At 70.0% G+C, this 22,878-nt stretch carries 23 protein-coding genes; 10 read left to right on the top strand and 13 right to left on the bottom strand.

Going from position 1 to position 22,878, the window contains the following annotated elements:
- Positions 1–66 precede the first annotated feature (66 nt).
- The 3 genes from ACWFRB_RS07345 (at position 67) to ACWFRB_RS07355 (ending at position 3,372) form a co-directional block, all read left to right on the top strand.
- Positions 67–1,128 (top strand): lytic transglycosylase domain-containing protein, encoded by a 1,062-nt coding sequence (locus tag ACWFRB_RS07345; protein WP_452639888.1) that lies wholly within the window; start codon positions 67–69, stop codon positions 1,126–1,128.
- 243 nt (positions 1,129–1,371) lie between these two features.
- Positions 1,372–2,211, top strand: coding sequence for a lytic transglycosylase domain-containing protein (locus ACWFRB_RS07350; protein ID WP_452639889.1), 840 nt, complete (start codon positions 1,372–1,374; stop codon positions 2,209–2,211).
- Positions 2,212–2,235: 24 nt separating this feature from the next.
- The gene (locus tag ACWFRB_RS07355) at positions 2,236–3,372 is read left to right on the top strand and encodes an Mrp/NBP35 family ATP-binding protein (protein ID WP_452639890.1); all 1,137 of its coding nucleotides are present in this window, start codon (positions 2,236–2,238) and stop codon (positions 3,370–3,372) included.
- A gap of 9 nt (positions 3,373–3,381) precedes the next feature.
- Here ACWFRB_RS07355 and ACWFRB_RS07360 read toward each other — a convergent pair whose 3' ends face one another.
- From ACWFRB_RS07360 to ACWFRB_RS07400, 9 genes are all read right to left on the bottom strand, one after another.
- Positions 3,382–4,593 (bottom strand): vWA domain-containing protein, encoded by a 1,212-nt coding sequence (locus tag ACWFRB_RS07360; protein ID WP_452639892.1) that lies wholly within the window; start codon positions 4,591–4,593, stop codon positions 3,382–3,384.
- A gap of 9 nt (positions 4,594–4,602) precedes the next feature.
- Positions 4,603–5,262, bottom strand: a complete 660-nt coding sequence (locus ACWFRB_RS07365; protein WP_452639894.1) for an SRPBCC family protein — start codon at positions 5,260–5,262, stop codon at positions 4,603–4,605.
- A gap of 13 nt (positions 5,263–5,275) precedes the next feature.
- Positions 5,276–6,190: an AAA family ATPase gene (locus ACWFRB_RS07370; RefSeq protein ID WP_452639895.1), complete on the bottom strand. Its 915-nt coding sequence runs from the start codon at positions 6,188–6,190 to the stop codon at positions 5,276–5,278.
- Between the two features lie 3 nt (positions 6,191–6,193).
- A complete protein-coding gene (locus ACWFRB_RS07375; protein WP_452639896.1) occupies positions 6,194–6,778 on the bottom strand; it encodes a nucleotidyltransferase family protein in 585 nt (194 codons plus the stop codon).
- Positions 6,775–7,671 carry an XdhC family protein gene (locus ACWFRB_RS07380; protein WP_452639897.1) on the bottom strand — a complete coding sequence of 299 codons (897 nt, stop codon included), beginning with the start codon at positions 7,669–7,671 and terminating at the stop codon, positions 6,775–6,777. Before ACWFRB_RS07380 ends, ACWFRB_RS07375 begins: the two co-directional genes overlap by 4 nt.
- Before the next feature lie 51 nt (positions 7,672–7,722).
- Positions 7,723–10,140 (bottom strand): aerobic carbon-monoxide dehydrogenase large subunit, encoded by a 2,418-nt coding sequence (locus ACWFRB_RS07385; RefSeq protein ID WP_452639899.1) that lies wholly within the window; start codon positions 10,138–10,140, stop codon positions 7,723–7,725.
- On the bottom strand, positions 10,137–10,703 hold the full coding sequence (locus tag ACWFRB_RS07390) for a (2Fe-2S)-binding protein (RefSeq protein ID WP_452639900.1): 567 nt from the start codon (positions 10,701–10,703) through the stop codon (positions 10,137–10,139). The genes ACWFRB_RS07385 and ACWFRB_RS07390 overlap by 4 nt, the downstream gene beginning before the upstream one ends.
- Before the next feature lie 37 nt (positions 10,704–10,740).
- Positions 10,741–11,607 carry an FAD binding domain-containing protein gene (locus ACWFRB_RS07395; RefSeq protein ID WP_452639901.1) on the bottom strand — a complete coding sequence of 289 codons (867 nt, stop codon included), beginning with the start codon at positions 11,605–11,607 and terminating at the stop codon, positions 10,741–10,743.
- Positions 11,608–11,686: 79 nt separating this feature from the next.
- Positions 11,687–12,814, bottom strand: coding sequence for an XdhC family protein (locus ACWFRB_RS07400; protein ID WP_452639902.1), 1,128 nt, complete (start codon positions 12,812–12,814; stop codon positions 11,687–11,689).
- Between the two features lie 110 nt (positions 12,815–12,924).
- Here ACWFRB_RS07400 and ACWFRB_RS07405 point away from each other — a divergent pair, with 110 nt between their 5' ends.
- Entirely contained in the window at positions 12,925–13,833 is a 909-nt protein-coding gene (locus ACWFRB_RS07405) for a hypothetical protein (protein ID WP_452639903.1), read from the top strand.
- Here the strand turns inward: ACWFRB_RS07405 and tatB are convergent.
- The 4 genes from tatB to sigE form a co-directional block, all read right to left on the bottom strand.
- Entirely contained in the window at positions 13,830–14,240 is a 411-nt protein-coding gene (tatB, locus tag ACWFRB_RS07410) for a Sec-independent protein translocase protein TatB (RefSeq protein ID WP_452639904.1), read from the bottom strand. The two genes, ACWFRB_RS07405 and tatB, sit on opposite strands and share 4 nt — an antisense overlap.
- 85 nt (positions 14,241–14,325) lie before the next feature.
- On the bottom strand, positions 14,326–15,825 hold the full coding sequence (locus ACWFRB_RS07415) for a trypsin-like peptidase domain-containing protein (RefSeq protein WP_452639905.1): 1,500 nt from the start codon (positions 15,823–15,825) through the stop codon (positions 14,326–14,328).
- Between the two features lie 85 nt (positions 15,826–15,910).
- A complete protein-coding gene (locus tag ACWFRB_RS07420) occupies positions 15,911–16,315 on the bottom strand; it encodes an anti-sigma factor family protein (RefSeq protein WP_452639945.1) in 405 nt (134 codons plus the stop codon).
- Between the two features lie 17 nt (positions 16,316–16,332).
- A complete protein-coding gene (sigE, locus tag ACWFRB_RS07425; RefSeq protein WP_452639947.1) occupies positions 16,333–16,920 on the bottom strand; it encodes an RNA polymerase sigma factor SigE in 588 nt (195 codons plus the stop codon).
- A gap of 334 nt (positions 16,921–17,254) precedes the next feature.
- On the opposite strand from sigE, the gene ACWFRB_RS07430 reads away from it, so the two are divergent.
- The 6 genes from ACWFRB_RS07430 to mreB all read left to right on the top strand — a co-directional run bounded on the left by ACWFRB_RS07430 (position 17,255) and on the right by mreB (position 22,856).
- Positions 17,255–17,890 (top strand): O-methyltransferase, encoded by a 636-nt coding sequence (locus tag ACWFRB_RS07430; protein ID WP_452639907.1) that lies wholly within the window; start codon positions 17,255–17,257, stop codon positions 17,888–17,890.
- A gap of 94 nt (positions 17,891–17,984) precedes the next feature.
- Complete coding sequence (locus ACWFRB_RS07435) at positions 17,985–18,689, top strand: TetR family transcriptional regulator (RefSeq protein WP_452639908.1); 705 nt, start codon at positions 17,985–17,987, stop codon at positions 18,687–18,689.
- Positions 18,686–19,603, top strand: a complete 918-nt coding sequence (locus ACWFRB_RS07440; protein WP_452639910.1) for an ATP-binding cassette domain-containing protein — start codon at positions 18,686–18,688, stop codon at positions 19,601–19,603. The genes ACWFRB_RS07435 and ACWFRB_RS07440 overlap by 4 nt, the downstream gene beginning before the upstream one ends.
- Positions 19,600–21,243: an ABC transporter permease gene (locus ACWFRB_RS07445; RefSeq protein WP_452639911.1), complete on the top strand. Its 1,644-nt coding sequence runs from the start codon at positions 19,600–19,602 to the stop codon at positions 21,241–21,243. The genes ACWFRB_RS07440 and ACWFRB_RS07445 overlap by 4 nt, the downstream gene beginning before the upstream one ends.
- Positions 21,244–21,438: 195 nt before the next feature.
- Positions 21,439–21,693 (top strand): WhiB family transcriptional regulator, encoded by a 255-nt coding sequence (locus ACWFRB_RS07450; RefSeq protein WP_452639949.1) that lies wholly within the window; start codon positions 21,439–21,441, stop codon positions 21,691–21,693.
- Positions 21,694–21,866: 173 nt separating this feature from the next.
- On the top strand, positions 21,867–22,856 hold the full coding sequence (gene mreB, locus ACWFRB_RS07455; protein ID WP_452639912.1) for a rod shape-determining protein MreB: 990 nt from the start codon (positions 21,867–21,869) through the stop codon (positions 22,854–22,856).
- Positions 22,857–22,878 lie beyond the last annotated feature (22 nt).

Raw genomic sequence — 22,878 nt, forward strand, 5'->3', positions numbered from 1 at the left:
CGGGAGCGTTTCCGCTATGTAATCTGGGTCACATTTCGTGGGTCGGGCATCGCGAAGGGTGGGCGCATGCGGATCAGGGGTCTTGCGGCCGGGTCGACGGCGACGATGGTTGCGGTCGGGGCAGCGGCCACGGTCGTGGGCGCCGCGCTGGGCTTCGGGCCGTTCGGTACCGCCGCACCCGCCCTGGCCGGGGTCGTGGTCACGACCCCGGACGCCCTCGATCCCGCGGGCACGGTCGGGGTGCTGCCGCCCGCACCAAGGCCCGCCCGCGCACCGCACGCGTACACCCCGCCCCCACCGGTCCAGTTCGAGCTGCCGCCCGCGCTGGCGCCCCGTCTGTCGCCGATGCCTGCAGCGATCACGGTGAGCGAACTCGGCATCCCCGAACTGGTGCTCGGCGCGTATCGGATGGCCGAGTCGACGATGGCCGCGGAGGCACCGGACTGCGGGGTGACATGGCATCTCCTGGCCGGGATCGGCCGGATCGAGTCCGGGCACGCGGGGGGCGGCCGAACCGACGCGGCGGGCACAACGGTGACCCCGATCCTGGGACCGGTCCTGAACGGGCACCTCGCGGGCAACCAGGTCATCACCGACACCGACGGCGGCGCCCTCGACGGCGACAAGAAGCACGATCGCGCGGTCGGGCCCATGCAGTTCATCCCCAGTACCTGGGCGCGGTACGCCGCCGACGGGAACGGCGACGGCACCACCGACCCGAACAACGTCTTCGACGCCTCGCTCGCGGCCGCCCGGTACCTCTGCTCGGGTGGACTGAACCTGCGCGACAGCGCCCAAGAAGTCCGGGCTGTCCTCCGCTACAACAATTCGATGGCCTACGCGGCCAACGTGCTGGCGTGGTCCGCGGCGTACGCGGGCGGCGGGACACCCGCCCCCGGGTCGATCCCGGACGTCCGGCCGGAGCCGACCGCGCCACCCGAGCCGAGCCGCGAGGGCGACGGCGGTCGCGCGGTCGACGCGGCCGCACCCGCAGCACCCGCCGCGCCTGCCGCCGCGCCCGCACCGCTGATCCCCGGCCTGCCCGAGCTGCCGTGCCTGATCTTCTGCCCGCCGCCCGCGAACGCGCCCGCCGCGCCTGCGGCACCGGCTCCCCCGCCGGCGCCCTGACCGCGGTAGTAACCCCCGGCACCCGACCCGCCCGAAGGTCTCGAAACGGTAGTCATCAGCGGCCCCGACCCACCTCGGCGTGACCTAACCGAAATTGTCGATTTTCCCTTTTGAACTGGGGATATCCTTCAATTCCGACAACGCAAATCACGGTTGAGTAACGGAACTATCTCGAATTCGGGTAGCCTCGTCTCCGGTTGATAACGAATCAGTTGCTTCCGACCGGGACGCAGGAGGATCACCGTGGGTCGCCACAGCAAGAAGAAGGACTCGAACCTTCGCCGCAACTCCGTCGTGGCGCTGGCCGGGCTCGTTCCCGCCGGACTCGTCGTCGGGACCACGGCAAGCGCTTCCCCCTCGCTCCCGTTCACGGTCGCCGCCGAGTCCGCACCGATCGCCGACGTTCCCGCCGCCCCGCAGCCCGAGGCCGAGCCCACCGCCGTGGCCACGCCCGCCCCGGATCTCGCCCCGGTCCTCGCACCCGCCCCTGAGCCCGCACCGGCGCCCGCGCCCGCCCCCCTGCCCGGCGGACCGCTCGGCATCCCCGGCGTCAACTTCGCCGCGTACCAGTCCGCCGAGAAGCTGCTCGCCAAGGACCTCCCCGGCTGCGGCATCACCTGGATGCAGATCGCCGGCATCGGCATGGTCGAGTCCCACCACGCCAACGGCGGCCAGGCCCACGACAACGGCGACGTGTTCGAGCCGGTGATCGGCCTGCCCCTCAACGGCAGCCTGCCCGGACAGGCCGTCATCATGGACACCGACGGCGGCGCCCTCGACGGCGACACCGTCTACGACCGCGCGGTCGGCCCCACCCAGTTCATCCCGACCACCTGGGCGCAGTTCGGCGCCGACGGCAACGGCGACGGCAAGATCGACCCGCAGAACCTGTTCGACTCCGCCGCCGCGACCGCCAAGTACCTGTGCGACCGCGGGACCAACATGCGCGACATCGGCTCGGCCACCATGGCGATCCACCGTTACAACAACTCGATGGCCTACGTGGCCAACGTGACCGCATGGGCGCTGGCCTACTCGACCGGCATCACCCCCACCGCGGACGCCCTGCCGCGTATCCACTGAGCCGACCCCACCTAGGATTAGGGCATGCCAGTAGTGACCGAGTCCGACGTTCGTAGCGCGCTGTCCCGGGTGCTCGATCCGGAGATCCGCAAACCCATCACCGAGCTGGGGATGGTCAAGAGCGTCGCGCTGTCCGACGACGCCAGCGTCGACATCGAGATCTACCTGACGACCGCGGGCTGCCCCATGCGGACCGAGATCACCGATCGGGTCACCAAGGCGGTCGCCGACGTGTCCGGCATCGGCGCCATCCGCGTCGAGCTCGACGTGATGAACGACGAGCAGCGCACCGAGCTGCGCAAGTCGCTGCGTGGCGACGCCACCGAGCCGGTCATCCCGTTCGCCCAGCCCGGCTCGCTGACCCGCGTGTACGCCGTGGCATCCGGCAAGGGGGGCGTCGGAAAGTCCAGCGTCACAGTCAATCTCGCGGCCGCCATGGCCGCCCGCGGCCTCTCGGTCGGCGTCCTCGACGCGGACATCTACGGCCACTCCGTCCCCCGCATGCTCGGCACCGACGCCAAGCCGACGCAGGTCGAGCGGATGATCATGCCGCCGCAGTCGCATGACGTGAAGCTCATCTCGATCGCGCAGTTCACCCAGGGCAACACCCCCGTCGTCTGGCGCGGACCGATGCTGCACCGCGCGCTCCAGCAGTTCCTGGCAGACGTGTTCTGGGGCGACCTGGACGTGCTGCTGCTCGACCTGCCGCCCGGCACCGGTGACGTGGCGATCTCCGTCGCCCAGCTGATCCCCGGCGCGGAGATCCTGGTGGTCACCACCCCGCAGCAGGCCGCGGCCGAGGTGGCCGAGCGCGCGGGCGCGATCGCGCTGCAGACCCGCCAGCGCATCGTCGGGGTCGTGGAGAACATGTCCTGGATGGAGCTGCCGGACGGCACCCGGATGGAGGTGTTCGGCTCCGGCGGAGGTCAGGCCGTGTCCGACCGGCTCACCAAGGCCGTCGGTGCGAAGGTCCCGCTGCTCGGGCAGATCCCGCTCGAACAGGCCGTCCGCGAGGGCGGCGACGAGGGCGTCCCGATCGTGCTCAGTGCCCCCGACTCCCCGGCAGGCACGGCGATGCGCGAGATCGCCGAGAAGCTCTCGGTCCGCTCGCGCGGCCTGGCGGGCATGTCGCTCGGCATCGACACCACGCGGCACCTGTAGGTCCGCCGCTCAACGGCCGAGCCACGCGGCGGTACCGATCACCTCCAGCGCCTCGCGCACCGAGATCAGGGTGTCGGCGGCCAGGAGCCGGTCGCAGTACGGCAGCGCCGCGGCCATCGCCCCGACCAGCGGCTCGAACCCCGCCGCCCCGGCGCGGGGGTTGAGCCAGATCACGCGGTACGCCCTGCGGTGCAGGCGGGCCATCGCGGCACCCAACTCCTGCGGGCCGTCGCTGTCCCAGCCGTCCGAGGCGATGAGCACCACCGCCCCACGCAACGCATTGCCGTGGTGCGACGCGAGCAGTTCGCGCACACTGCCGCCGATGTGGGTGCCGCCGAACCTGTCGACCACCCGGTCGTTGGCATGCGCGACCGCGGCCTCGGCGGATCGGTGCGCGAGCACGGCGGTCAGCCTGGTCAGCCGCGTCGAGAAGGCGAAGACCTCCGCATTGCCACGGGTCACGGCGGCACGCATCAGGTGCAGGTAGACGTCGGCATACGGCTGCATGGACTGGCTCACGTCGCAGAGCATGACCATCCGCCGGGGGCGGGTCACCGGCCTGGTGCGCACGATCGTCAGGGTCTCCCAACCGGTGCGCCTGGACCGGGCGATCGTCTCCCGTAGCGCGATCCGCCTGCCTGCCGGGTGGCGTCGCCTGCGCCTCGTGCGTCGTTGCGGCCAGGCGACCGATGCCCGGTCCAACCAGCTGCGCAGGGCCCGCAGCTCATCCTCCCTGAACTGCCCGAACGGCAGGCCCTCCACCGCCTCGAGACGGCCCGGCAATCGCAGGGGCAGGCTCGGCCCCTCCTCACCACGGTCGCGCGTGACCCGGACCGCCTCCATCGTCGCCCATGGCAGTCCGACGCCCTGCGACTCCGTCGAGTCGCTCCCCGCGCGCGACACCAGCGCCGCGATGTGGGAATCGGGCAGCGAATCACGCAGCGCGCGGTGCGCATTCGGGTCCATCGCCAACAGCGACGCACCGAAGACGCCCGTGAACACCCGGTCGAAACCGGCGAGGTCAGCCTGCCTGCGCACCAGTGTCAGGCGCGCCGCCCAGTACAGGCGGGACATCGAGGTCGGCCGCAACGACGACAGCGCCCTGGCGAACTCGGCCGCGGCGCCCTCGGTCACCGGGATCCGCGCGGCCCGCAGGCGCATCGTCAGCGCGATGGAGAAGGCCGCGAGGTCGATCCCCCTGGCCAGCGCCGGTTCGCCCATGGCCACGGCTCAGTGTCGCCGCAGGAATCGAATGGCCAGCCCGACCACGACACCGGCCAGCAGCGCGGCCGCGAGCGGGAGCAGCCGCTTCGCGAGTGCCGGGCCCGCCAACCCGAGCAGGTCGAGCGGCTCGGACTCCTTGGCCGGTTCCGGCGCCACGACAGGCGCACCGGGCCGGGCCGCCGACTCGGCCCGGGACGCCGGTTCCGGCTCGGTCACCCGCGCCCCCGCGGCCAACTTGGCCTCGAGCGCGGCCGCGAACTGGTTCATCATCTTCTCCGACACCTGTGCGATGACGCCGCTGCCGAACTGCGCCAGCTTCCCGACCACCTTCATATCGGTGTCGACGGTCACCCTCGTCGCGTCGCCGTCCTCGACCAGGCGCGCGGTGATGGTGGCGGAGGCGTTGCCCGCGCCCCGCGAATCCCTGCCGTTGGCCTCGATCACGGCGCGGTGCGTCGCACGGTCGGTTTCCGTCAGCGCGGCCCGGCCGGAGAACTCACTCGTCACGGGGCCGACCTTGACCTTCATCTTGCCCAGGTACGCGTCACCGTCACGCCCCGTCAGCTGCGCACCCGGGAGCAGCGGCGCGACCGCATCGAGATCGGTCAGGGTGTCCCAGGCCGTCTCGATCGGCGCGTTCACCGTGAACTGATTCTCCAGTTTCATCGACCTCGACCTCTCATGTGGTGGCATCGGGCGCCGGAAACGGCGTGGCCCGATCGCGTTCGTTGTCGTCGAGCAGCGCGATGATCGAGTCCCGGTCGTCCGGGGTCTTGGCGATCGCACCGAGGCTCGTCACCGCCTCGGCGCGGCCGAGTTCGGTCGCGCCCAGTGCCGCGAGCGCCGACACCCAGTCGATCGACTCGGCCAGGCCGGGCGGCTTGTCGAGGTCGAGCCCGCGGGCGTCGCCGACGAACTCGGTGACCTGTTTGATCAGGGCGGTGTTCGCCTCCGGCACGGTGCGCCGCAGGATCGCCACCGCGCGTTCGGGTTTCGGGTACTCGATCCAGTGGTAGAGGCAGCGCCTGCGGAGCGCGTCGTGCAGATCGCGGCTGCGGTTCGAGGTGAGGACCACCACGGGGGGTCGCTCCGCGGTGAAGGTCCCGAGCTCCGGCACCGTGACGGACGACTCGCCGAGGAACTCCAGCAGCAAGGCCTCGAATTCATCGTCGGCACGGTCGATCTCGTCGACCAGGAGTACGGGGGCCCCGGCGCCCCGGTGCCGCACGCACTGCAGGATCGGGCGCGGCAGCAGGAACTCCTCGGTGAACAGGTCCGACTCGTCCAGCCGGCCCGCGCGCGACTCGGCCATCCGGATGGCGAGCAGCTGTCGCTGGTAGTTCCAGTCGTACAGGGCCTCACCGGCACCGAGCCCTTCGTAGCACTGGAGCCGGATCAGTGTGGTGTCGAGGGCGGCCGCGAGCGCCTTTGCCGCGGTCGTCTTACCCACTCCCGGCTCACCTTCGAGCAACAGCGGCCGCCCGAGAGCCAGTGCCAGGTAGATCGCCGACGCCGTGCCCTCGTCCAGCAGGTAGTCCTGCGCGTCGAAGCGCCCGACGACGTCGGCGAGATCGGCGAACCCCGGCTGGCTCATGGCTCACCGAGAATCCTGCGCCTGCAGCGCCAGGTAGTCGTCCCAGGTGTCGACGTCGAGCGGGATCTCCGCATCGACCGGCACCTCCAGCACCGGGATCCGGCCCGATTCGAGCAGTCTCCACACCCCCTTGTCGCCGTGCAGCGTCCGCAGCTCGGGGAAGAGGCTGCGACCGAACCAGAGCGGATGCCCGCGGCCGTCCCGGTATCGGCACACCACGCTCGCGTCCGGCGTCGCGATGTCCAGCAGCGCCGCGACCGTCACCGATCGGACCCCGGGTTGGTCGCCGAGCATCAGGACGATGCCCCGCGCGTGCGGGTCGACCTCGTCCAGCGCGCGCGAGATCGTCGAGGCGCAGCCGGAACCGAAGTCGGGGTTGTGCACGACCTGCACCCCGGACAGGTCGACGGCGGCCTCCACCTCGGCGGCCGCCCCGCCGAGGGCCACCAGCACCTGGTCGAGGTGGCACTCGCGCGCGACCCGCAGCACCTCCGACAGCAGCGGGGCGCCGCGGTACTCCAGCAGTTGCTTGGGCCGGCCGAGCCGGGCGGATCCGCCGGCGGCGAGGACGATGCCGGTGACCGTCACGGCGACCGCTCGCTCACGAACCGGTCGCGGCACCCGGTGCTGCAGAACCAGTACGGCTGCCCGTCGAGTTCGACTCGCGGGGTGTCCGCGCGGGCCGTCACCGTCATGCCGCAGTTCGGATCGGTGACCGTGTCCTGTGCGGCGGCGGCGAGTGCGGCGTCCAGTGCCGGACTTCGGTGGGCCAGCCCGCCGAGCCGGATGCCCTGCACGATCTGCGCGAGGATCGACAACGCGATCTCGGCAGGGGTGCGCGCGCCGATGGGCAACCCGGCCGGGGTGTGGATCCTCGCCCTCTCGGCCTGGTCGAGTTCGAGCTGATCCAGCACGCTCGCGCCGCGGATCCTGCTGGCGACCAGCCCGATGTATCCCACGCCCGCGTCGAGCGCCGCCCTGATGGACTCCGCCTCGTTCCCCCCGAGACCGACGATCACCGCCGCCACCGCGCCGTCGGGCCTGCCGCCCTCCTCGACCCGCTCGATCTGGAGACCCAGCATCAGGGACAGATCGGCGACCGCGTCCGCGGCGGGGTTGGTGCCCATCAGATACAGCCGCGCGGCGGGCAATCGCGGCGCGAGGAAGATCTCCAGTGCGCCCCCGGACAGACACGGGTTGACGACGACCGTCGCCCCCGGCGCCTCAGGGAACTGGGCCTGACCGTCCGGCAGCACCCGCAGCAGCACGCTCTCCTCGGACTGCAGGGCATCGAGCGCGGCCCTGCGCACCGAACTCTCGGCGCACTGACCGCCGACGAATCCCTCGATGGTGCCGTCCGGCAACACGATCGCCTCGTCGCCCGTGCGCGCGGAGGTCGGCGGCTCGGCACGAACCACGGTCGCGTGCACGAACGGTTGCCTGCGGTCGATCAGCTCGGCGATCCGCGCGTTCGTCTCCATGCCCGCACCCTCCTGCGCTGTGCTGGGTCCTGCCCGGTCTCCGGCCGCGGGCTAGATCGGTGGCGCCGCTCTGCCCTGCATCGCCTCCCACACCCGCGAGGGTGTCAGCGGCATGTCGGCGTGCCGGACGCCGAACGGCTTCAGCGCGTCGATCACGGCGTTCACCACGGCGGGCGGCGAACCCACGGTCGCCGACTCGCCGACGCCCTTGGCACCGATCGGGTGATGCGGCGAGGGCGTCACCGTGAAACCGGTCTCGAGGTGGGGTACCTCGAGCGCGGTCGGGATCAGGTAGTCCATCAGCGAGCTGCCCAGGCAGTTCCCGTCCTCGTCGAAGGCCATGATCTCCATCAGCGCCATCCCGATCCCGTCGGTGATGCCCCCGTGCACCTGGCCCTCGATGATCATCGGGTTGATCCGGGTGCCGCAGTCGTCGACCGCGAGGAACCTGCGCACCTTCACCACTGCGGTGCCGGGATCGATGTCGACGACGCAGAAATACGATCCGTACGGGTAGGTGAGATTCTCGGGGTTGTAACAGATCTGGGCCTCGAGCCCGCCCTCGAGACCCTCCGGCAGGTCGCCTGCACCGTACGACCGCATCGCGATGTCCTGGATCGTCACCGCCGTCGTCGGATCGCCCTTCACGTGGAAGGAACCCTTCTCCCATTCGAGGTCGGCCACGGACACCTCGAGCATCCCCGACGCGATGATCTTCGCCTTGTCCCGCACCTTCCGCGCGACCAGCGCCGCGGCCGCCCCTGACACCGGCGTCGACCGGCTGCCGTAGGTGCCGAGGCCGAACGGGGTGTTGTCGGTGTCGCCGTGCACCACCTCGATGTCGTCCGGCGGGATGCCGAGCTCCTCGGCGACGATCTGCGCAAACGTCGTCTCGTGCCCCTGGCCCTGGGTCTGCACCGACAGCCTCACCACGGCCTTGCCGGTGGGGTGCACGCGCAGTTCGCAACCGTCCGCCATGCCGAGCCCCAGGATGTCCATGTGCTTGCGGGGCCCGGCGCCGACCGCCTCCGTGAAGAAGGACATGCCGATGCCCATCAGCTCGCCCCGCTCACGCTTCTCGGCCTGCTCTCGGCGCAGGTCGGCGTAGCCGATCATGTCCATGGCCTTGCGCATGGTCACCTCGTAGTCGCCCGAGTCGTATACCCAGCCGGTTTTCGAGGTGTAGGGGAACTGGTCCGGCTTGAGAAGGTTCTTCAGCCGCAGCTCGGCGGGATCCATGTCGAGGTCATAGGCGAGGCAATCGACCAGTCGCTCAACGAGATACACCGCCTCGGTGATCCGGAACGAGCAGGCATACGCCACCCCGCCAGGAGCCTTGTCGGTGTAGACGGCGGTCATCTTGCAGTAGGCGGCCTCGAGGTCGTAGCTTCCGGTGAACACCCCGAAGAATCCGGCCGGGTACTTCACCGGAGCCGCGGTGCCGTTGAAGGCGCCGTGGTCGGCGAGCACGTTCGTCCGGATCGCGAGGATCTTGCCGTCCCGGGTGGCCGCGATCTCGCCCTGCATGATGTAGTCCCGCGCGAACCCGGTGCTCATCAGGTTCTCGCTTCGGTCCTCCATCCACTTGACCGGCTTCCCGGTCACCAGCGAGGCGACGATGGCGCACACGTATCCGGGGTAGATCGGCACCTTGTTGCCGAACCCACCGCCGATGTCCGGCGAGACGACCCGGATCTTGTGCTCGGGTAGCCCCGCCACCAGTGCGTACAGGGTCCGGTGGGCGTGCGGCGCCTGGGAGGTGGACCAGAGCGTCAGCTTGCCGTTGACCGCGTCGAAATCCGCAACGGCACCACAGGTTTCCATCGGTGCCGGGTGCACGCGGGGGTAGACGATCTCCTGGGTGGTGATCACCTCCGCCCTGGCGAACACCTCTTCGGTCGCCTTCGGATCGCCCGCCTCCCAGTCGAAGACATGGTTGTCGGACTTTCCTTCGAGGTCCGTGCGGATCACCGGGGCGTCGGGGGCGAGCGCCTTGCGGGCGTCGATCACCGGATCGAGGATGTCGTACTCGACCTCGATCAGCTCGAGCGCGTCACGCGCCGAGTACCGGTCCTCGGCGACGACGCACGCCACTTCCTGCCCCTGGAAACGCACCTTGTCGGTGGCGAGGACCGCCTGCACGTCGTTGGAGAGGGTCGGCATCCAGGCCAGGCCCTGCTCGGCCAGGTCGGCGCCGGTGATGACCGCCTTCACCTTCGGATGCGCCTGCGCCGCAGTCGTGTCCACGCGCACGATGCGTGCGTGTGCGACGGGCGACCGCAGGATGGCCAGGTGCAGCATGCCGGGAAGCACGATGTCGTCGACATAGTTCCCGCGACCGCGGATGAAGCGGGGATCCTCCTTGCGGAGCATTCGCCCGTACCCGACCGGCTTCTTGTTGTTGTCGAAGTGTTCGTTGTCCGACTCGTCCGTCACGGGTCCGGTCGGTGGATGGTCGACGGTGGTCATGATGCACCTCCGGCGTGCTCGCTGACGCGCGGCGGTGAGGTCGGCTCGGGCTTCGCCGCGGTGGGACCGGTGCCGCGCTCCGGTTCCGGTTCGCGGGCCGCGCCCTCTTCGTGCGCCGCGGCCCACTGCACGGAGCGGACGATCGTGGTGTAGCCGGTGCACCGGCAGATCTGTCCGGAGATCGCCTCCCGAATGGCCTGTTCGTCCGGATGCGGAGTGCTGTCGAGCAGGGCCCTTGCGGTCATCATCATGCCGGGGGTGCAGAAGCCGCACTGCAGGCCGTGACATTCCATGAAGCCCTGTTGGACCGGGTCGAGTTCGCCGTCGCGTTCGAGGCCCTCAACGGTTCGCACCTCGTGCCCGGCGGCCATCGTGGCCAGCATCGTGCAGGACTTCACGGGCTCGCCGTCCACCAGCACCACGCAGGTGCCACAGTTGCTGGTGTCGCAGCCCCAGTGGGTTCCGGTCAGTCGCAGCTGATCTCGCAGGAAATGCACCAGGAGCATTCGGGGCTCGACATCCTCCGTGACCTCCCTGCCGTTGACGGTCATCGTCACCTGCATGTCTTTCGTCCTTCCCTGGTCCCCCGACCTGCCCTCGCTAGTGGACCCGTCCGGCCGCTGTGCGCAGCGCGCGGCGGGTGAGTTCCTTGGCCAGGTGCCGCTTGTACTCCGCGGTCCCCCGCTGGTCGGTGACCGGTTCGCAGTGCCGCGACGCCAGATCGCCTGCATAGAGGGCGACCTCGTCGGTGCACGGCTTGCCGAGGAGGAACTCGTACACCTCGCCGAATCCGGCCGGGTCGGCATTCACAGCGGTGAGACCGATCCTCGCTTCGACGATGACCGGGCCGTCGAGCCACACCGCGGCACCCGCCGCCGCGATCGCCCAATCCCCTACGCGTCTCTCCACTTTCGCGTAGGCATTCGACCCGTGATCGCGGAAGGGGATCCGGATCTCGGTGAGGATCTCGTTCTCCGCCGCGGCAGTCTCGTAGGGCCCGAGGTGGAACTCGGACATGCCGATCGTGCGCTCGCCGCCCGGTCCGCGCAGCACACAGGTCGCGTCGAGCACCTCGCACACCGTGCTGAGGTCCTCGGCCGGGTCCGCCTGGCAGAGCGATCCGCCGATCGTGCCTCGGTTGCGAACCACCGGGTCGGCGATCACCCGCTCGGCGTCCCGGAAGATCGGCCACAGCGCGGCCAGTTCCGCGGACTCGAGCAGTTCCCGGTGTCGCACCATCGCACCGATCCGCACGCCCGACGGCTCCACCGTGATGTGACCCAGCTCGTCGTGCAGCGGGTTGATGTCGATGAGGTACTCGGGGTTCGCCAGCCGCAGTTTCATCATCGGGAGCAGGCTGTGGCCGCCGGCCACCAGTCGAGCCTCGCTCCCCAGCCGTTGGAGCAGTCCGATCGCATCGTCCACGCTCGTCGCTCGCTCGTATTCAAAGGGTCCAGGGACCTGCATCTGATCCACCTCGCATCGCATGGGGACAAATCCAGACTCGACCGGTCCACCGGGGGTGTCAAGCGCCCAAGGGCTCCGGTCAGGAGGTCTCGTCGTGGTGGATCCGGCCCTCGATCGCGGTCAGCCGTTCGCCGCCCCCGCCCCACCTCAGCTCGATGATCTCGGCGGCGATCGACACCGCGGTCTCCTCCGGCGTGCGGGCCCCGATGTCGAGTCCGATCGGGCTCGACAGCCGTGCCAGCTCCGCCTCGCCGAGCCCGGCCTCGCGCAAACGCGCGAGCCGATCGCGGTGGGTACGCCTCGACCCCATCGCCCCGACGTAGCCGACATCGGGCAGCCGCAGCGCGAGCGCCAGCAGCGGGACATCAAACTTGGGGTCGTGGGTGAGCACGCAGATCACGGTGCGCCCGTCGATCGCGTCGGCGTCGACCTGCGACTGCAGGTAGCGGTGCGGCCAGTCCACGACGACCTCGTCCGCGGTCGGGAAGCGGGCTGGCGTGGCGAACACCGCCCTGGCGTCGCACACCGTGACGCGGTAGCCGAGGAAGGCTCCCTGATGGGCCACGGCCGCGGCGAAGTCGATCGCGCCGAAGACGAGCATGCGTGGACTCGGGGCATGGCTCGCGACGAACACCCGCATACCCTCGCCCCGCCGCTGCCCGTCGGGGCCGTAGGTGAGCACCCCCGTCCGTCCCGCCGCGAGCAGTCCTCGGGCGTCGTCGCCGATCGCGGAGTCGGCACGCGCCGAACCGACCGTTCCACCGATCCCGTCCGGCCGCACGATCATCCGGCGACCGACCCACGCGGCCTGCGGGTGGTCGATCACGGTCGCCACGGCCACCGGGCGTTCGTGCTCGATGTCCTCGGCGACATCGGCGAGTTCGGGAAAGGTGTCGCGCGAGACCGGCTCGACGTAGACGTCGAGAATGCCGCCGCAGGTCAACCCCACCGCGAAGGCATCGTCATCGGTGACCCCGTACCGCTCGAGCTCCGGCCGGCCGGACTCGACCACGTCCAGGGCGAGCTCGTAGACGGCGCCCTCCACACAGCCACCCGAGACCGAGCCGGCCACGGTGCCGTCGGGGGCGACCACCATCGCCGCGCCAGGGGGCCTCGGCGCCGACCTGAAGGTCTGCACCACCGTGCCGACACCCGCGGTCCCGCCCGCACGCCAGATCGCCATCAGCTCGGTGAGGACATCGCGCATCAGACGTCACCGTCCGCGTGGCACTGCTGGTGGCGGGCGCCCTGGGTGGTTCCCATGGCTGGACGCTACGCCGAATGCGCGGATCACCGAAGCAGGAACAGCGCTACAGTGTGGCTTCCTTGACGGTGGACGAGGCGGGGGCATTGAGCACACTGGATCCGGCCATGCGACGGCACGACGAACTCGAGTCCAGGCGCGGCAGCCCCTCCTTCCTGCTGTGGCTCTGCTTTCGGTTCGCGGTGTTCGTGGCCTGCGCGGCCCTGCTGGGATACGGCCTGGCCTGCGTCGCCGACATCTTCCGGCACGCCGCCATCGACACCACGTTCGCCGACGAGGCGAGGTTCGACGAGGCGCCGACGTGGCTCTGGTGGCCGTTCGGGGCGGCCTTCGGCTATGTCTTGTTCGGTGTCGGGATGTCCGACGATCTCGCGACCTTCCTCGGACGGCACCGCTGCCCCGGCGTCATGGCCGCGGCCGGCTGGGCTGGTGTCACCCTCGGCTTCGTGGTGTCCACCCTGAACTGGTGGCCACCGTCGCAGGTCGGCGCGGCCATCGACCCGATCACCATGACCGAGACGCCGTGGAGCCCGCTCGCCTGGGTGGGCTATTACACGGGAGTCTGGATTCCCCTGCTCCTGCTGGCGACGACCGTCGCGGCGGTGTCACGAACCGTGTCCCGGTTCCGCAGGCAGTCCGCCCAACTCGAGGAGCGTGACCGCCTGCTGGTGCGCGGACTACGGGTGCCGGGCACGGTCGCCGACGTCAACGTGCTCGTCGACAGCCCCCAGGAGGACGGCTCGGTGTCGATCGCGGGCATCGACGCGACGGTGACCTTCACCGACACCAAGGGCGTCACGCGGTGGGTCACTCGGCGGGTTCCCAGCCTGCACCGGGTACCGGACGAGGGCACGACACAGGTCCTGTTCGACCCGGAACGCCCGGGCGAGGAGAGTTCGATATTCGTTGCTTTCCACCGGAACCCGGCGACCAGCGACTGGATTCCGGTCGACTGGCCCTAGGTCGCGTCGGCGTCGTACGGCGGGCGCTCACCGGAGGCGAGGGGCGTCGATTCGCGCCGCGGCGTGGGGGGCAGGGCGGTGCCGCCGGGCCCGCCGCTGCTCTGCGGCTTCGCGTCGAAGTTCCCGGTCAGGATCGAATCGTCGCCGTCGAGCAGATGCTTGGTGATCATCGAGCGCGGCGTCATCCCCCGCAGCTGCTGCAGATCGGAGAGCGGCTTGCGCAGATCCTCGAACTCGGGGCCGAGCTCGTCCTTGAGCTGCTGCGTCGCACCGCCCGCGTAGTCACGGACCTGGCGCAGCGACTTCGTCACCCACGAGACGGCACCGGGCAACCGCTCGGGTCCGAGGATCACGAGCGCCGCGACGAGTAGGACCATGAACTCGCCCCAGCCAATGTTGCCAAACACCGCGTCAGCCTACGTGCCCGCGGCGATCCGCGCCGCCATCAGTGTCTAATTCACATCGCATTCCGCTGCCCTCCGACGGCGCCACTCAGTCCGAAGCAGGCGTGACCTGGACTTCGACCGTCCGGCCCGCCCGCACCAGTTGCACGGGAACCGGCTGGCCGACGGCCTGCTGGTGCACCGCAACCACCAGCTCGTCCGCGCTGGTCACGTCGCGTCCACCGACCTTGACGATGACGTCACCCTCGATGATCCCGGCCTGCTGAGCGGGCCCGCCCTCCTTGACGTTGGCCACCTCGGCGCCACTGGTCTGCTCGTTGGTCACCGACCGCGAGTTCACGCCGATCTCGGGATGATGCATGGCACCGGTCCGGATCAGCTCCTGCGCGACCGCGGTGACGTCATCGACGGGGATGGCGAACCCCAGGCCGACCGATCCCCCGCTCTCGCTTCGGATGGCGGAGTTGATCCCGATCACCCGGCCCTCGCGGTCCACCAACGGTCCACCGGAGTTGCCGGGGTTGATCGCGGCATCGGTCTGGACCGCATCGATGACCGCGTCGGTGTCGGTGCCCTCACCGGACAGCCGGACCGGGCGGTGCAGCGCGCTGACGATCCCGCTGGTGACCGTCTTGCTCAGGCCCAACGGCGATCCGACCGCCACCACGTCGTCGCCGACCTTCAGGTCCGCGGACCGGCCGAGCTCGGCGACGGTCAGGTTTCCGACATCCACCTTGAGCACCGCGAGGTCGGTCTTCGTGTCGCGGCCGACGACGCGCGCGGGCGCCTTGGTGCCGTCCGCGAAGACGACGCGGAGCGTCGCCGCGTCCGGGTTCGTCGCGGCCATCGAGATCACGTGGTTGTTGGTGACGATGTAGCCCTCGCCGTCGATCACGACGCCGGAGCCGGTGCCGGACTGCTCCCCGAGCGCGACCTGGATGGACACCACCGACGGGAGCACCGCCTCGGCGACCTTCGCGACCTGGCCGAGTTCGGCGTCGTCGCCACTCGACTGCGTCAGCTCGACCCGCTGACTGGTCAGCGCGCCGACATTCTCGGCCGTCACCCGGCCGATGATGCCGCCGACCAGGCCGATCGCCAACGCGACGCCTGCCAGCGCGGCCAGCGCCCGCGGCGCGATGCGCTCGCCGAGCAGGACGTCGCGGATGCCGAGGGCCGGGGCGGGTGGCAGGTCCCCGGCAGCGGGGGCATCGAGGGCAGGGGAACCGAGTCGCGCCGGTGCGTCCGGATCCCGCCACGGATCGGCGGGCACCTCGTCCGCCGCCTCGTCGGAGTCGCCCGCGGACGGATCGCGCTGAATCGAATCGGTTTCGCCCGCCGGGCGGCCGAAGGCCTCGGCGAGCACCGGGTCGGGACGCCGAACGGCGACCTTCGGGTCCGAGGTGCGGTCCGCGCCGGGAGCGAAGGAGGAGTCGACGCCGTCTGGCCGCCCGAACGCCGCGGCGGCCGCGGGGTCGACGGTGGGACGGTAGAGCGGTCGCGGTGCCAGCCGGGGCGGTGCCGAATCCTGTTCGGCTGCTGCATCCGGTCGCGCGCCGGCGGCCGGGGATGTGGGATCCGAGTTCACGCGGCTGGGTACCCCTCGTTGGCGTCAGTCACGGATCCCAGTATCACCGACGCGGTGCATCCCGCGGTCACCGACGCGGTGGCGACTAGCGCCGCCTGCGCCACGACGCCGCGAACGAGTACGACGTGACCATCGCCGCGAGCACGGCGCCTGCCTTGCCGTCGGGACGCCGGAAGCCGGACCGTTCGGCGAAGCGACGACCGCGGCCTGGTGCCGTTGCGTCTGTATCCGGGAGGGGGTTGCACATCGGGATCTGGCTGAGAATGCCGAGAAGTGAACTGGGCATGCTGATCTCGGAGGCTTGGCGGAGCGCGCCGCGCGCGTGGTGCTGGGCGTCGACCTCGGCCGCGCATTCCGGACACATCGACAGGTGCTGCGCGGCGCGCAGGTAGGCGTTCATCTGCAGTTCGCCGTCGACGTACGCCGCGATCGCCTCACTGGCCAGATGCTCGGTAGAGCTGAAGCGGCGCGGTTTCCGGGCCTGCGTCATCCAACCCTCCTGCACGGTCATGCGAATGTCATCTTCCCTGTCCCCGACACCGCGGTCAGATACTCCTTCAACGCCTGCCGTCCACGATGGATTCGGCTGCGTACGGTACCGAGCTTGACTCCCAGTGTGGCACCGATCTCCTCGTATGACAGGCCTTCGACGTCACAGAGCACCACCGCGGCTCGGAACTCGGGCGCCAGCGAGTCCAGTGCGGACTGCAGCTCCGGATCGAGCCGGGCATCGTGGTAGATCTGCTCGGGGTTCGGGCGGTCGGACGGGACCCGCTCGTAGTCCTCGGGCAACGCCTCCATCTTGATCCGGTTGCGGCGCCGCACCATGTCGAGGAACAGGTTCGTGGTGATCCGGTGCAACCACCCCTCGAAGGTGCCCGCCTGGTAGTTCGAGAGCGAGCGGAACACCCGGATGAAGGTCTCCTGGGTGAGGTCCTCGGCGTCCTGGGCGTTGCCCGAAAGCCTATAGGCCAGCCGATACACCCGGTCGCCGTGCTCACGGACGAGCTCGTCCCATGAGGGCATGGTGGTCTGATCGCCGGTGGCGTCGAAGGCCGCGGTGCCGCTCAGATCAGCGGCATCGGGGCCGCCCATCGGCACCGACTCGGTGATTTCCGCATCGAAGGCGGGTACGGCGTTGACCATCGAGATTGTGGAAACCTCCTGCTAAGGACAGCTGGTGAGCGAGCACAGGACGATACGAACAAAAGGCACAACCCCCACAATGTCGGGTTTGTTCCCTCGCGCCGGGTTCGTCCGGTACCCCCTTCCGGGGCGGTCAGCGATCTCGTGTGGACCCACCTTTTCTGATCCAAATGTGTGAGATGTGTGAGCAACCTGAGGTTCAGCTGAGAATCTGCGGGTCAGCGGCCAATATCACGTGCGCGCCTCGACTCCACCGCAGCATGTCGGCTATAACCTCGGATTTGTGCACAACAACGCCGAGCAGCTGCTGGCTCACACCGAGGAATCGGTCCTGGAGGACGCGGTCCTCACGCTCGCACGCGAACGGGCGGAGGATCTCGGCGCGACTCCGGTTCCGCCGTCCGTCGGCGCGCTGTTGAGCCTGTTCACCCAGATGCTCGACGCCAAGACCGTGGTCGAGATCGGGACCGGCGCCGGCGTGAGCGGGCTGTGGCTGCTCGACGGCATGCGTGCCGACGGGGTGCTCACCACCATCGACACCGAACCGGAGCACCAGCGGGCCGCAAAGGACGCGTTCCGGTCCGGCGAGATCGCGCCCGGCCGCACCCGGCTCATCAACGGGTGGGGCCTGGACGTGCTGCCCCGCCTCGCCGACGCGGCCTACGACCTGGTGTTCGTGGACACCTCGCCCTCCGACCACCCGCAGTTCGTTGCCGAGGGGGTTCGGCTGCTCCGGCCAGGAGGGGTGATCGTCCTGCACAACGCGCTGCTCGGCGGTCGCGTGGCCGACCCCAGCCAGCGCGACGCGACCACCCTGGCCGTGCGCGCGGCCGCCCGTGCGATCGCGGAGGACGACCGCCTGACGAAGGTGCTGCTGCCGGTCGGCGACGGCCTGCTCTGCGCGTCGCGGTCGGAGTAGCGACACCGCCGCCCGCCTGCGTCGGCGAGTTTTTACGGCCTCTTGACGGGAGACCCCTTGCCGGATGACTGAACGAGTGTTTAATCTATTAAACATGTGTTCAGCGATGGCCGATTCGACCACCCCCGACCGGGACCTGACCGCCCGCGCACGGATCCGCGACACGGCGATCCGGGTATTCGGCGAGCAGGGCTTCGCCACCGGCGTCCGCGCCATCGCGACCGCGGCCGGGGTCTCCCCCGGACTGGTCAATCACCATTTCGGCTCCAAGGACGGACTGCGCGCCGAATGCGACGCGCACGTCCTCGAGATCATCCGGGAGCAGAAGGCCCAGGCCATGTCGACTCCCGGGCCGGCTGGTGCGATCGCGGCGCTGAGCGAACTCGAGCAGTACGCGCCGGTCGTCGCGTACATGGTGCGCAGCTTCCAGGCGGGCGGCCGGCTCGCGGAGTCCCTCTTCGAACACATGGTGGCCGACACCGAGGAGTACCTCGCGATCGGCGTGCGCTCCGGCAAGCTGCGAGCCAGCCGCGACCCGAAGGCGCGGGCGCGGTATCTCACTCTCAACAACGTCGGCGCGCTGCTGCTCTACCTGCAGATACGGGCGGACCGGGAGGGAACGCTCGACTACGCCACGGCCATCCGCGACCTGTCGGACGAGATCACCCTGCCCGCCCTCGAGATGTACGCCGAGGGGATCTTCACCGACTCCGCGCTGCTCGATGCGTTCCTGGCCACCGATGCAGGCGCCCCCAAGTCCCATCCCGACGCGGAACCCCCGACCGAGGAGATGCCATGACCCCACTCATCGACGTTCGCGACCTGGTCAAGACCTTCGGCCAGACCCGAGCCCTCGACGGCCTCGACCTGCAGGTCGCGCCCGGCGAGGTGCACGGCTTCCTCGGCCCCAACGGGGCGGGCAAGTCGACCACCATCAGGGTGCTGCTCGGCAGCCTGCGCGCCACCGCGGGCAGCGCAACGGTTCTCGGCCGCGACCCGTGGCGCGACGCCGTCACCCTGCACCGCGACCTGGCCTACGTACCGGGCGACGTCACCCTGTGGCCGTCGCTGACCGGCGGCGAGACCATCGACATGCTGGCCCGGATGCGCGGCGGCATCGACGAAGCCAGGCGCTCCGAGCTCATCGAGCGCTTCGACCTCGATCCCCGAAAGAAGTCGCGCACCTACTCGAAGGGCAACCGGCAGAAGGTGTCGCTGATCTCGGCGTTGTCGTCCAACGCCCGACTGCTCCTGCTCGACGAGCCGACCTCCGGCTTGGACCCGCTGATGGAACAGGTCTTCCGCGAGTGCGTCGCCGAGGCGACCCACCGCGGAGTCACCGTGCTGCTGTCCAGCCACATCCTGTCCGAGGTGGAAGCGCTGTGCGACCGGGTGACCATCATCAGGTCGGGCAAGGCAGTGGAGAGCGGCTCGCTGTCCTCGATGCGACACCTGAGCCGCACCTCGATCAGCGCCGAATTGACGGGCGACCCTGGCGATCTCAGCAGGCTCGCGGGCGTCGAGGACGTCTCGATCGACGATCACACGCTGCACTGCCAGGTCGACAGCGAGCACCTGGGCGAGCTGATCCGCGTGCTCGGCGACGCCGGGGTGCGCAGTCTGGTCAGCAAGCCGCCGACGCTCGAGGAGCTGTTCCTGCGCCACTACCAGGTCGAGGGGCCCGATCACACCGGGGAGAAGGTGTCGGCATGAGCACCGCGACGGTCGCGGGCCCCCGGCATCCGGCCGCGGCGGTCCCGCGCGGGACATCGAACTTCACCGGCACCCTCGGCTTCGTCCGGCTCTTCCTGCGGCGGGACCGGATCGTGCTGCCGCTGTGGGTGCTGCTCCTCTCGCTACCGCTGGCGCCCGTCTACATGGGCAGCATCGAGAGCATCTACCCCACCGAGGCCGACCGTGCGGCCTTCGCCGCCACCATCATGGGAAGCCCGGCGCAACGCGCCATGTACGGCGAGATCTACAACGACAGCCTCGGCGCCGTCGGCATCTGGAAAGCCGGGATGTTCTACACGCTGATCGCCGTCGCGGTGATCCTCACCGTCATCCGGCACACCAGGGCCGAGGAGGAAAGCGGACGGACGGAGCTGCTCGATTCGACCGTCGTCGGCCGGTACGCCGGCCTGACCGCCGCGTTGCTGGTCGCCTTCGGCGCGTCGATCGCGACCGGGCTGATCGGCGCGGTTGGCCTGCTCGGCACCGACGTGCCGCACGCGGGCTCGATCGCGTTCGGACTCGCGCTGGCGGCATCCGGGATCGTGTTCACCGCGGTCGCCGCCGTCGCGGCGCAGCTGAGCACCAGCGCCCGCACCGCCCGCGGCATCGCCTTCGCCGTGTTGGGCACCGCCTTCGCGCTCCGCGCCGTCGGCGACGCCGGCCCCGCCGCGCTGTCCTGGCTCTCGCCGCTGGGCTGGTCGCTGCAGGTGCGCCCGTATGCGGGTGACCGCTGGTGGGTGCTCCTGCTGCACCTGGCCACGGCGATCGTGCTCACCGCGGTGGCCTATGCGCTGCTGCGCAGTCGGGACGTCGGCGCCGGGGTGATCGCCGAGCGTCTCGGCTCGCCGACGGCGGCGCGGTCGCTGAGCGGCCCGTTAGGCCTGTCCTGGCGGCTGCAGCGCGGCACGCTGATCGCATGGACCGTCGGGATCAGCCTGTACGCCTTGCTGATCGGCAGCGTCGTACACGGGATCGGCGACGAACTCGGTGGCGGCGATGCGATCCGGGAGATCGTCAGCCGGATCGGCGGAACGCAGGCGCTCGAGGACGCGTTCATCACGATCGCGTTCACCATGCTCGCCGTCGGCGCCGCTGCGCTTGCGATCTCCTCGGCGCTGCGACTCCACGGCGAGGAGAGCGCGCAGCGCGCCGAGTCCGTGACCTCCGGTGCCGTCGGCCGGATCCGATGGGCCGCAAGCCATATCGTCTTCGCGATCGCGGGCCCGGCCGTCGCCCTGCTCGCCGCCGGGCTGGTGGCAGGGGTGACCTACGGAATCGCCGCGGGCGATATCGGAGGGAAGCTACCCGGGGTGCTGGCCACCGGGCTCGTGCAATTGCCTGCGGTCTGGATGCTGACGGCCGTGACGGTGCTGCTCTTCGGACTGGTTCCGCGATTCACCCCGGTGGCGTGGGGCGTGCTGGTGACGTTCGTCGCCCTGTTCCTGCTCGGCTCCATCTCCGGTGTCCCGCAGTGGGTGCAGGGCCTCCAGCCCTTCAGCCACACGCCCAAGTTGCCCGGCGCGGGATTCGAGGCCACCCCTGTCGTGTGGCTCCTGGTGATCGACGCGGCCCTGCTCGTCGCCGGCCTGGTCGCGTTCCGGCGGCGAGACCTCCGGTAGCCGATTCGCCCGGCTCCCCCGGTCCCGCCGCAGCCATACCGTTACCCCGAGATGGACAGTTGACCAACTTCCGGTTGAACGGCTACCGGACGGACTGGATCGGAGGCAGCATGAGGCCTCGTGATCTGCACAAGCCGCCCTCGATCGGAGTCGGGGGGCTCCGCCCCCGCCGACTGCGACTACCCGCGCCTCGCCCTGCCGCACGCCTGGGTGGAGCGTGCACTCTGCCGCGCCGAGCACCCCGATCAGATGTTCGTGCGCGGCGCCGCCCAACGCGAGGCGGCCGCCGCGTGCCGCCGGTGCCCCGTGATCATCCAGTGCGGCATCGAGGCCCTCGACAACCGTGTCGAGTTCGGTGTCTGGGGCGGGATGACCGAGCGTCAGCGCCGAGCGTTGCTCAAGCGCCACCCGAACGTCGAGTCGTGGGCCGAGTTGATGGAGGTCCACTGAGCCGTTGCGTCCGATCGCGGGCAAGATCCAGAGGCCCTCGACAGTGGCACCGTCATCGGCCGGCACCACGGAGTTGAACACGGAGTGGTGACGAGTCACCGCGATATCGACCGAACGTCGAAGCCGCTGCGTACCATCGAACCATCTCGCTGGAACACCTCTCGGAGGCCGACGTGAGCGGACTTGGTATCGATCTCGGAACCACCAATACTGTCGTCGGCACCCCCGAAGACGGCATCGTCCTGAACGAACCATCGTTCATGCTCGTTCGGGAAAAGGAACCGCACCACGCTCTCGCGATCGGCATGGACGCGCGGGACCTGGTCGGCCGCAATCCCATGGGAGTCACGCCCGTTCGTCCGATGCGCGATGGGGTGATCGTTGACCTCGAGTCGGCCCAGGCATTCGTCACGGCCGTCATCAAGCGCGCGGCCCCGAACAGGCGATACGGTGTGCGGCCGAAGGGCGTCATCTCCGTTCCCGCAGGCGCCACATCGCTCGAGCGTCGGGCACTGCTCGAGGTCGGACACGAGGCCGGTCTGCGCAAGGTCGGGCTGATACCGGAGCCGGTCGCGGGGGCACTCGGCTGCGGGATCAACCCGCTCGAACCCCGCGCCCACCTCGTCGTCGACATCGGCGGCGGCACTTCGGAAGTCACCGCATTCTGTTACGGCGGCATGCTCTCGCATCGCAGTTGCCGGCTCGCTGGAGATGAACTGACCAACGCGCTGTATCACTACCTGCGGACCGAGCACAACATCATCGTCGGCGAGCTCACCGCCGAGCGGGTGAAGGTCGGCGCGCCCGAGACCGCCGAGGGGCAGTCGCTCGTCGTCGAGGGCCGCGACGCCGTGACCGGCCGGGCACGGCTGGTCACGCTCGAGACCGAAGAGATCATGGATGCGCTGCGGCCGACCACGACTGGGATCGTGCAGACACTGGCCGCGTGCCTGGAGGATATTCCCGCGCAGGCGATCGGCGACGTGATGTCCGAGGGGCTCCTGGCGCTCGGCGGCGGATCGATGCTGCGCGGCCTGTCGCAGCTGCTCGAAGAGGCATTCGGGCTCCCGGTGAAAACGGCCGAGCGCCCGCTGACCTGCGTCGCCGAAGGTGCGACTGCTTGTCTCGACCACCCGGAAGTGGTTGCCGCCTACAGCGACTGATCAGACCCGATCCACCCCGCGG

It is taken from the genome of Rhodococcus sp. NPDC055112 (assembly GCF_053607505.1).

Bases quoted from the DNA above. Each gene is read 5' to 3' on its own strand.
- ACWFRB_RS07360 (WP_452639892.1), bottom strand. From the start codon at position 4,593: ATGGGCGAACCGGCGCTGGCCAGGGGGATCGACCTCGCGGCCTTCTCC.
- ACWFRB_RS07365 (WP_452639894.1), bottom strand. From the start codon at position 5,262: ATGAAACTGGAGAATCAGTTCACGGTGAACGCGCCGATCGAGACGGCC.
- ACWFRB_RS07435 (WP_452639908.1), top strand. From the start codon at position 17,985: ATGTGTTCAGCGATGGCCGATTCGACCACCCCCGACCGGGACCTGACC.
- ACWFRB_RS07385 (WP_452639899.1), bottom strand. From the start codon at position 10,140: ATGACCACCGTCGACCATCCACCGACCGGACCCGTGACGGACGAGTCG.
- ACWFRB_RS07395 (WP_452639901.1), bottom strand. From the start codon at position 11,607: ATGCAGGTCCCTGGACCCTTTGAATACGAGCGAGCGACGAGCGTGGAC.
- ACWFRB_RS07445 (WP_452639911.1), top strand. From the start codon at position 19,600: ATGAGCACCGCGACGGTCGCGGGCCCCCGGCATCCGGCCGCGGCGGTC.
- ACWFRB_RS07440 (WP_452639910.1), top strand. From the start codon at position 18,686: ATGACCCCACTCATCGACGTTCGCGACCTGGTCAAGACCTTCGGCCAG.
- ACWFRB_RS07380 (WP_452639897.1), bottom strand. From the start codon at position 7,671: ATGGAGACGAACGCGCGGATCGCCGAGCTGATCGACCGCAGGCAACCG.
- ACWFRB_RS07420 (WP_452639945.1), bottom strand. From the start codon at position 16,315: ATGACGCAGGCCCGGAAACCGCGCCGCTTCAGCTCTACCGAGCATCTG.
- ACWFRB_RS07345 (WP_452639888.1), top strand. From the start codon at position 67: ATGCGGATCAGGGGTCTTGCGGCCGGGTCGACGGCGACGATGGTTGCG.
- ACWFRB_RS07390 (WP_452639900.1), bottom strand. From the start codon at position 10,703: ATGCAGGTGACGATGACCGTCAACGGCAGGGAGGTCACGGAGGATGTC.
- sigE (WP_452639947.1), bottom strand. From the start codon at position 16,920: ATGGGCGGCCCCGATGCCGCTGATCTGAGCGGCACCGCGGCCTTCGAC.
- ACWFRB_RS07400 (WP_452639902.1), bottom strand. From the start codon at position 12,814: ATGCGCGATGTCCTCACCGAGCTGATGGCGATCTGGCGTGCGGGCGGG.
- ACWFRB_RS07370 (WP_452639895.1), bottom strand. From the start codon at position 6,190: ATGAGCCAGCCGGGGTTCGCCGATCTCGCCGACGTCGTCGGGCGCTTC.
- ACWFRB_RS07355 (WP_452639890.1), top strand. From the start codon at position 2,236: ATGCCAGTAGTGACCGAGTCCGACGTTCGTAGCGCGCTGTCCCGGGTG.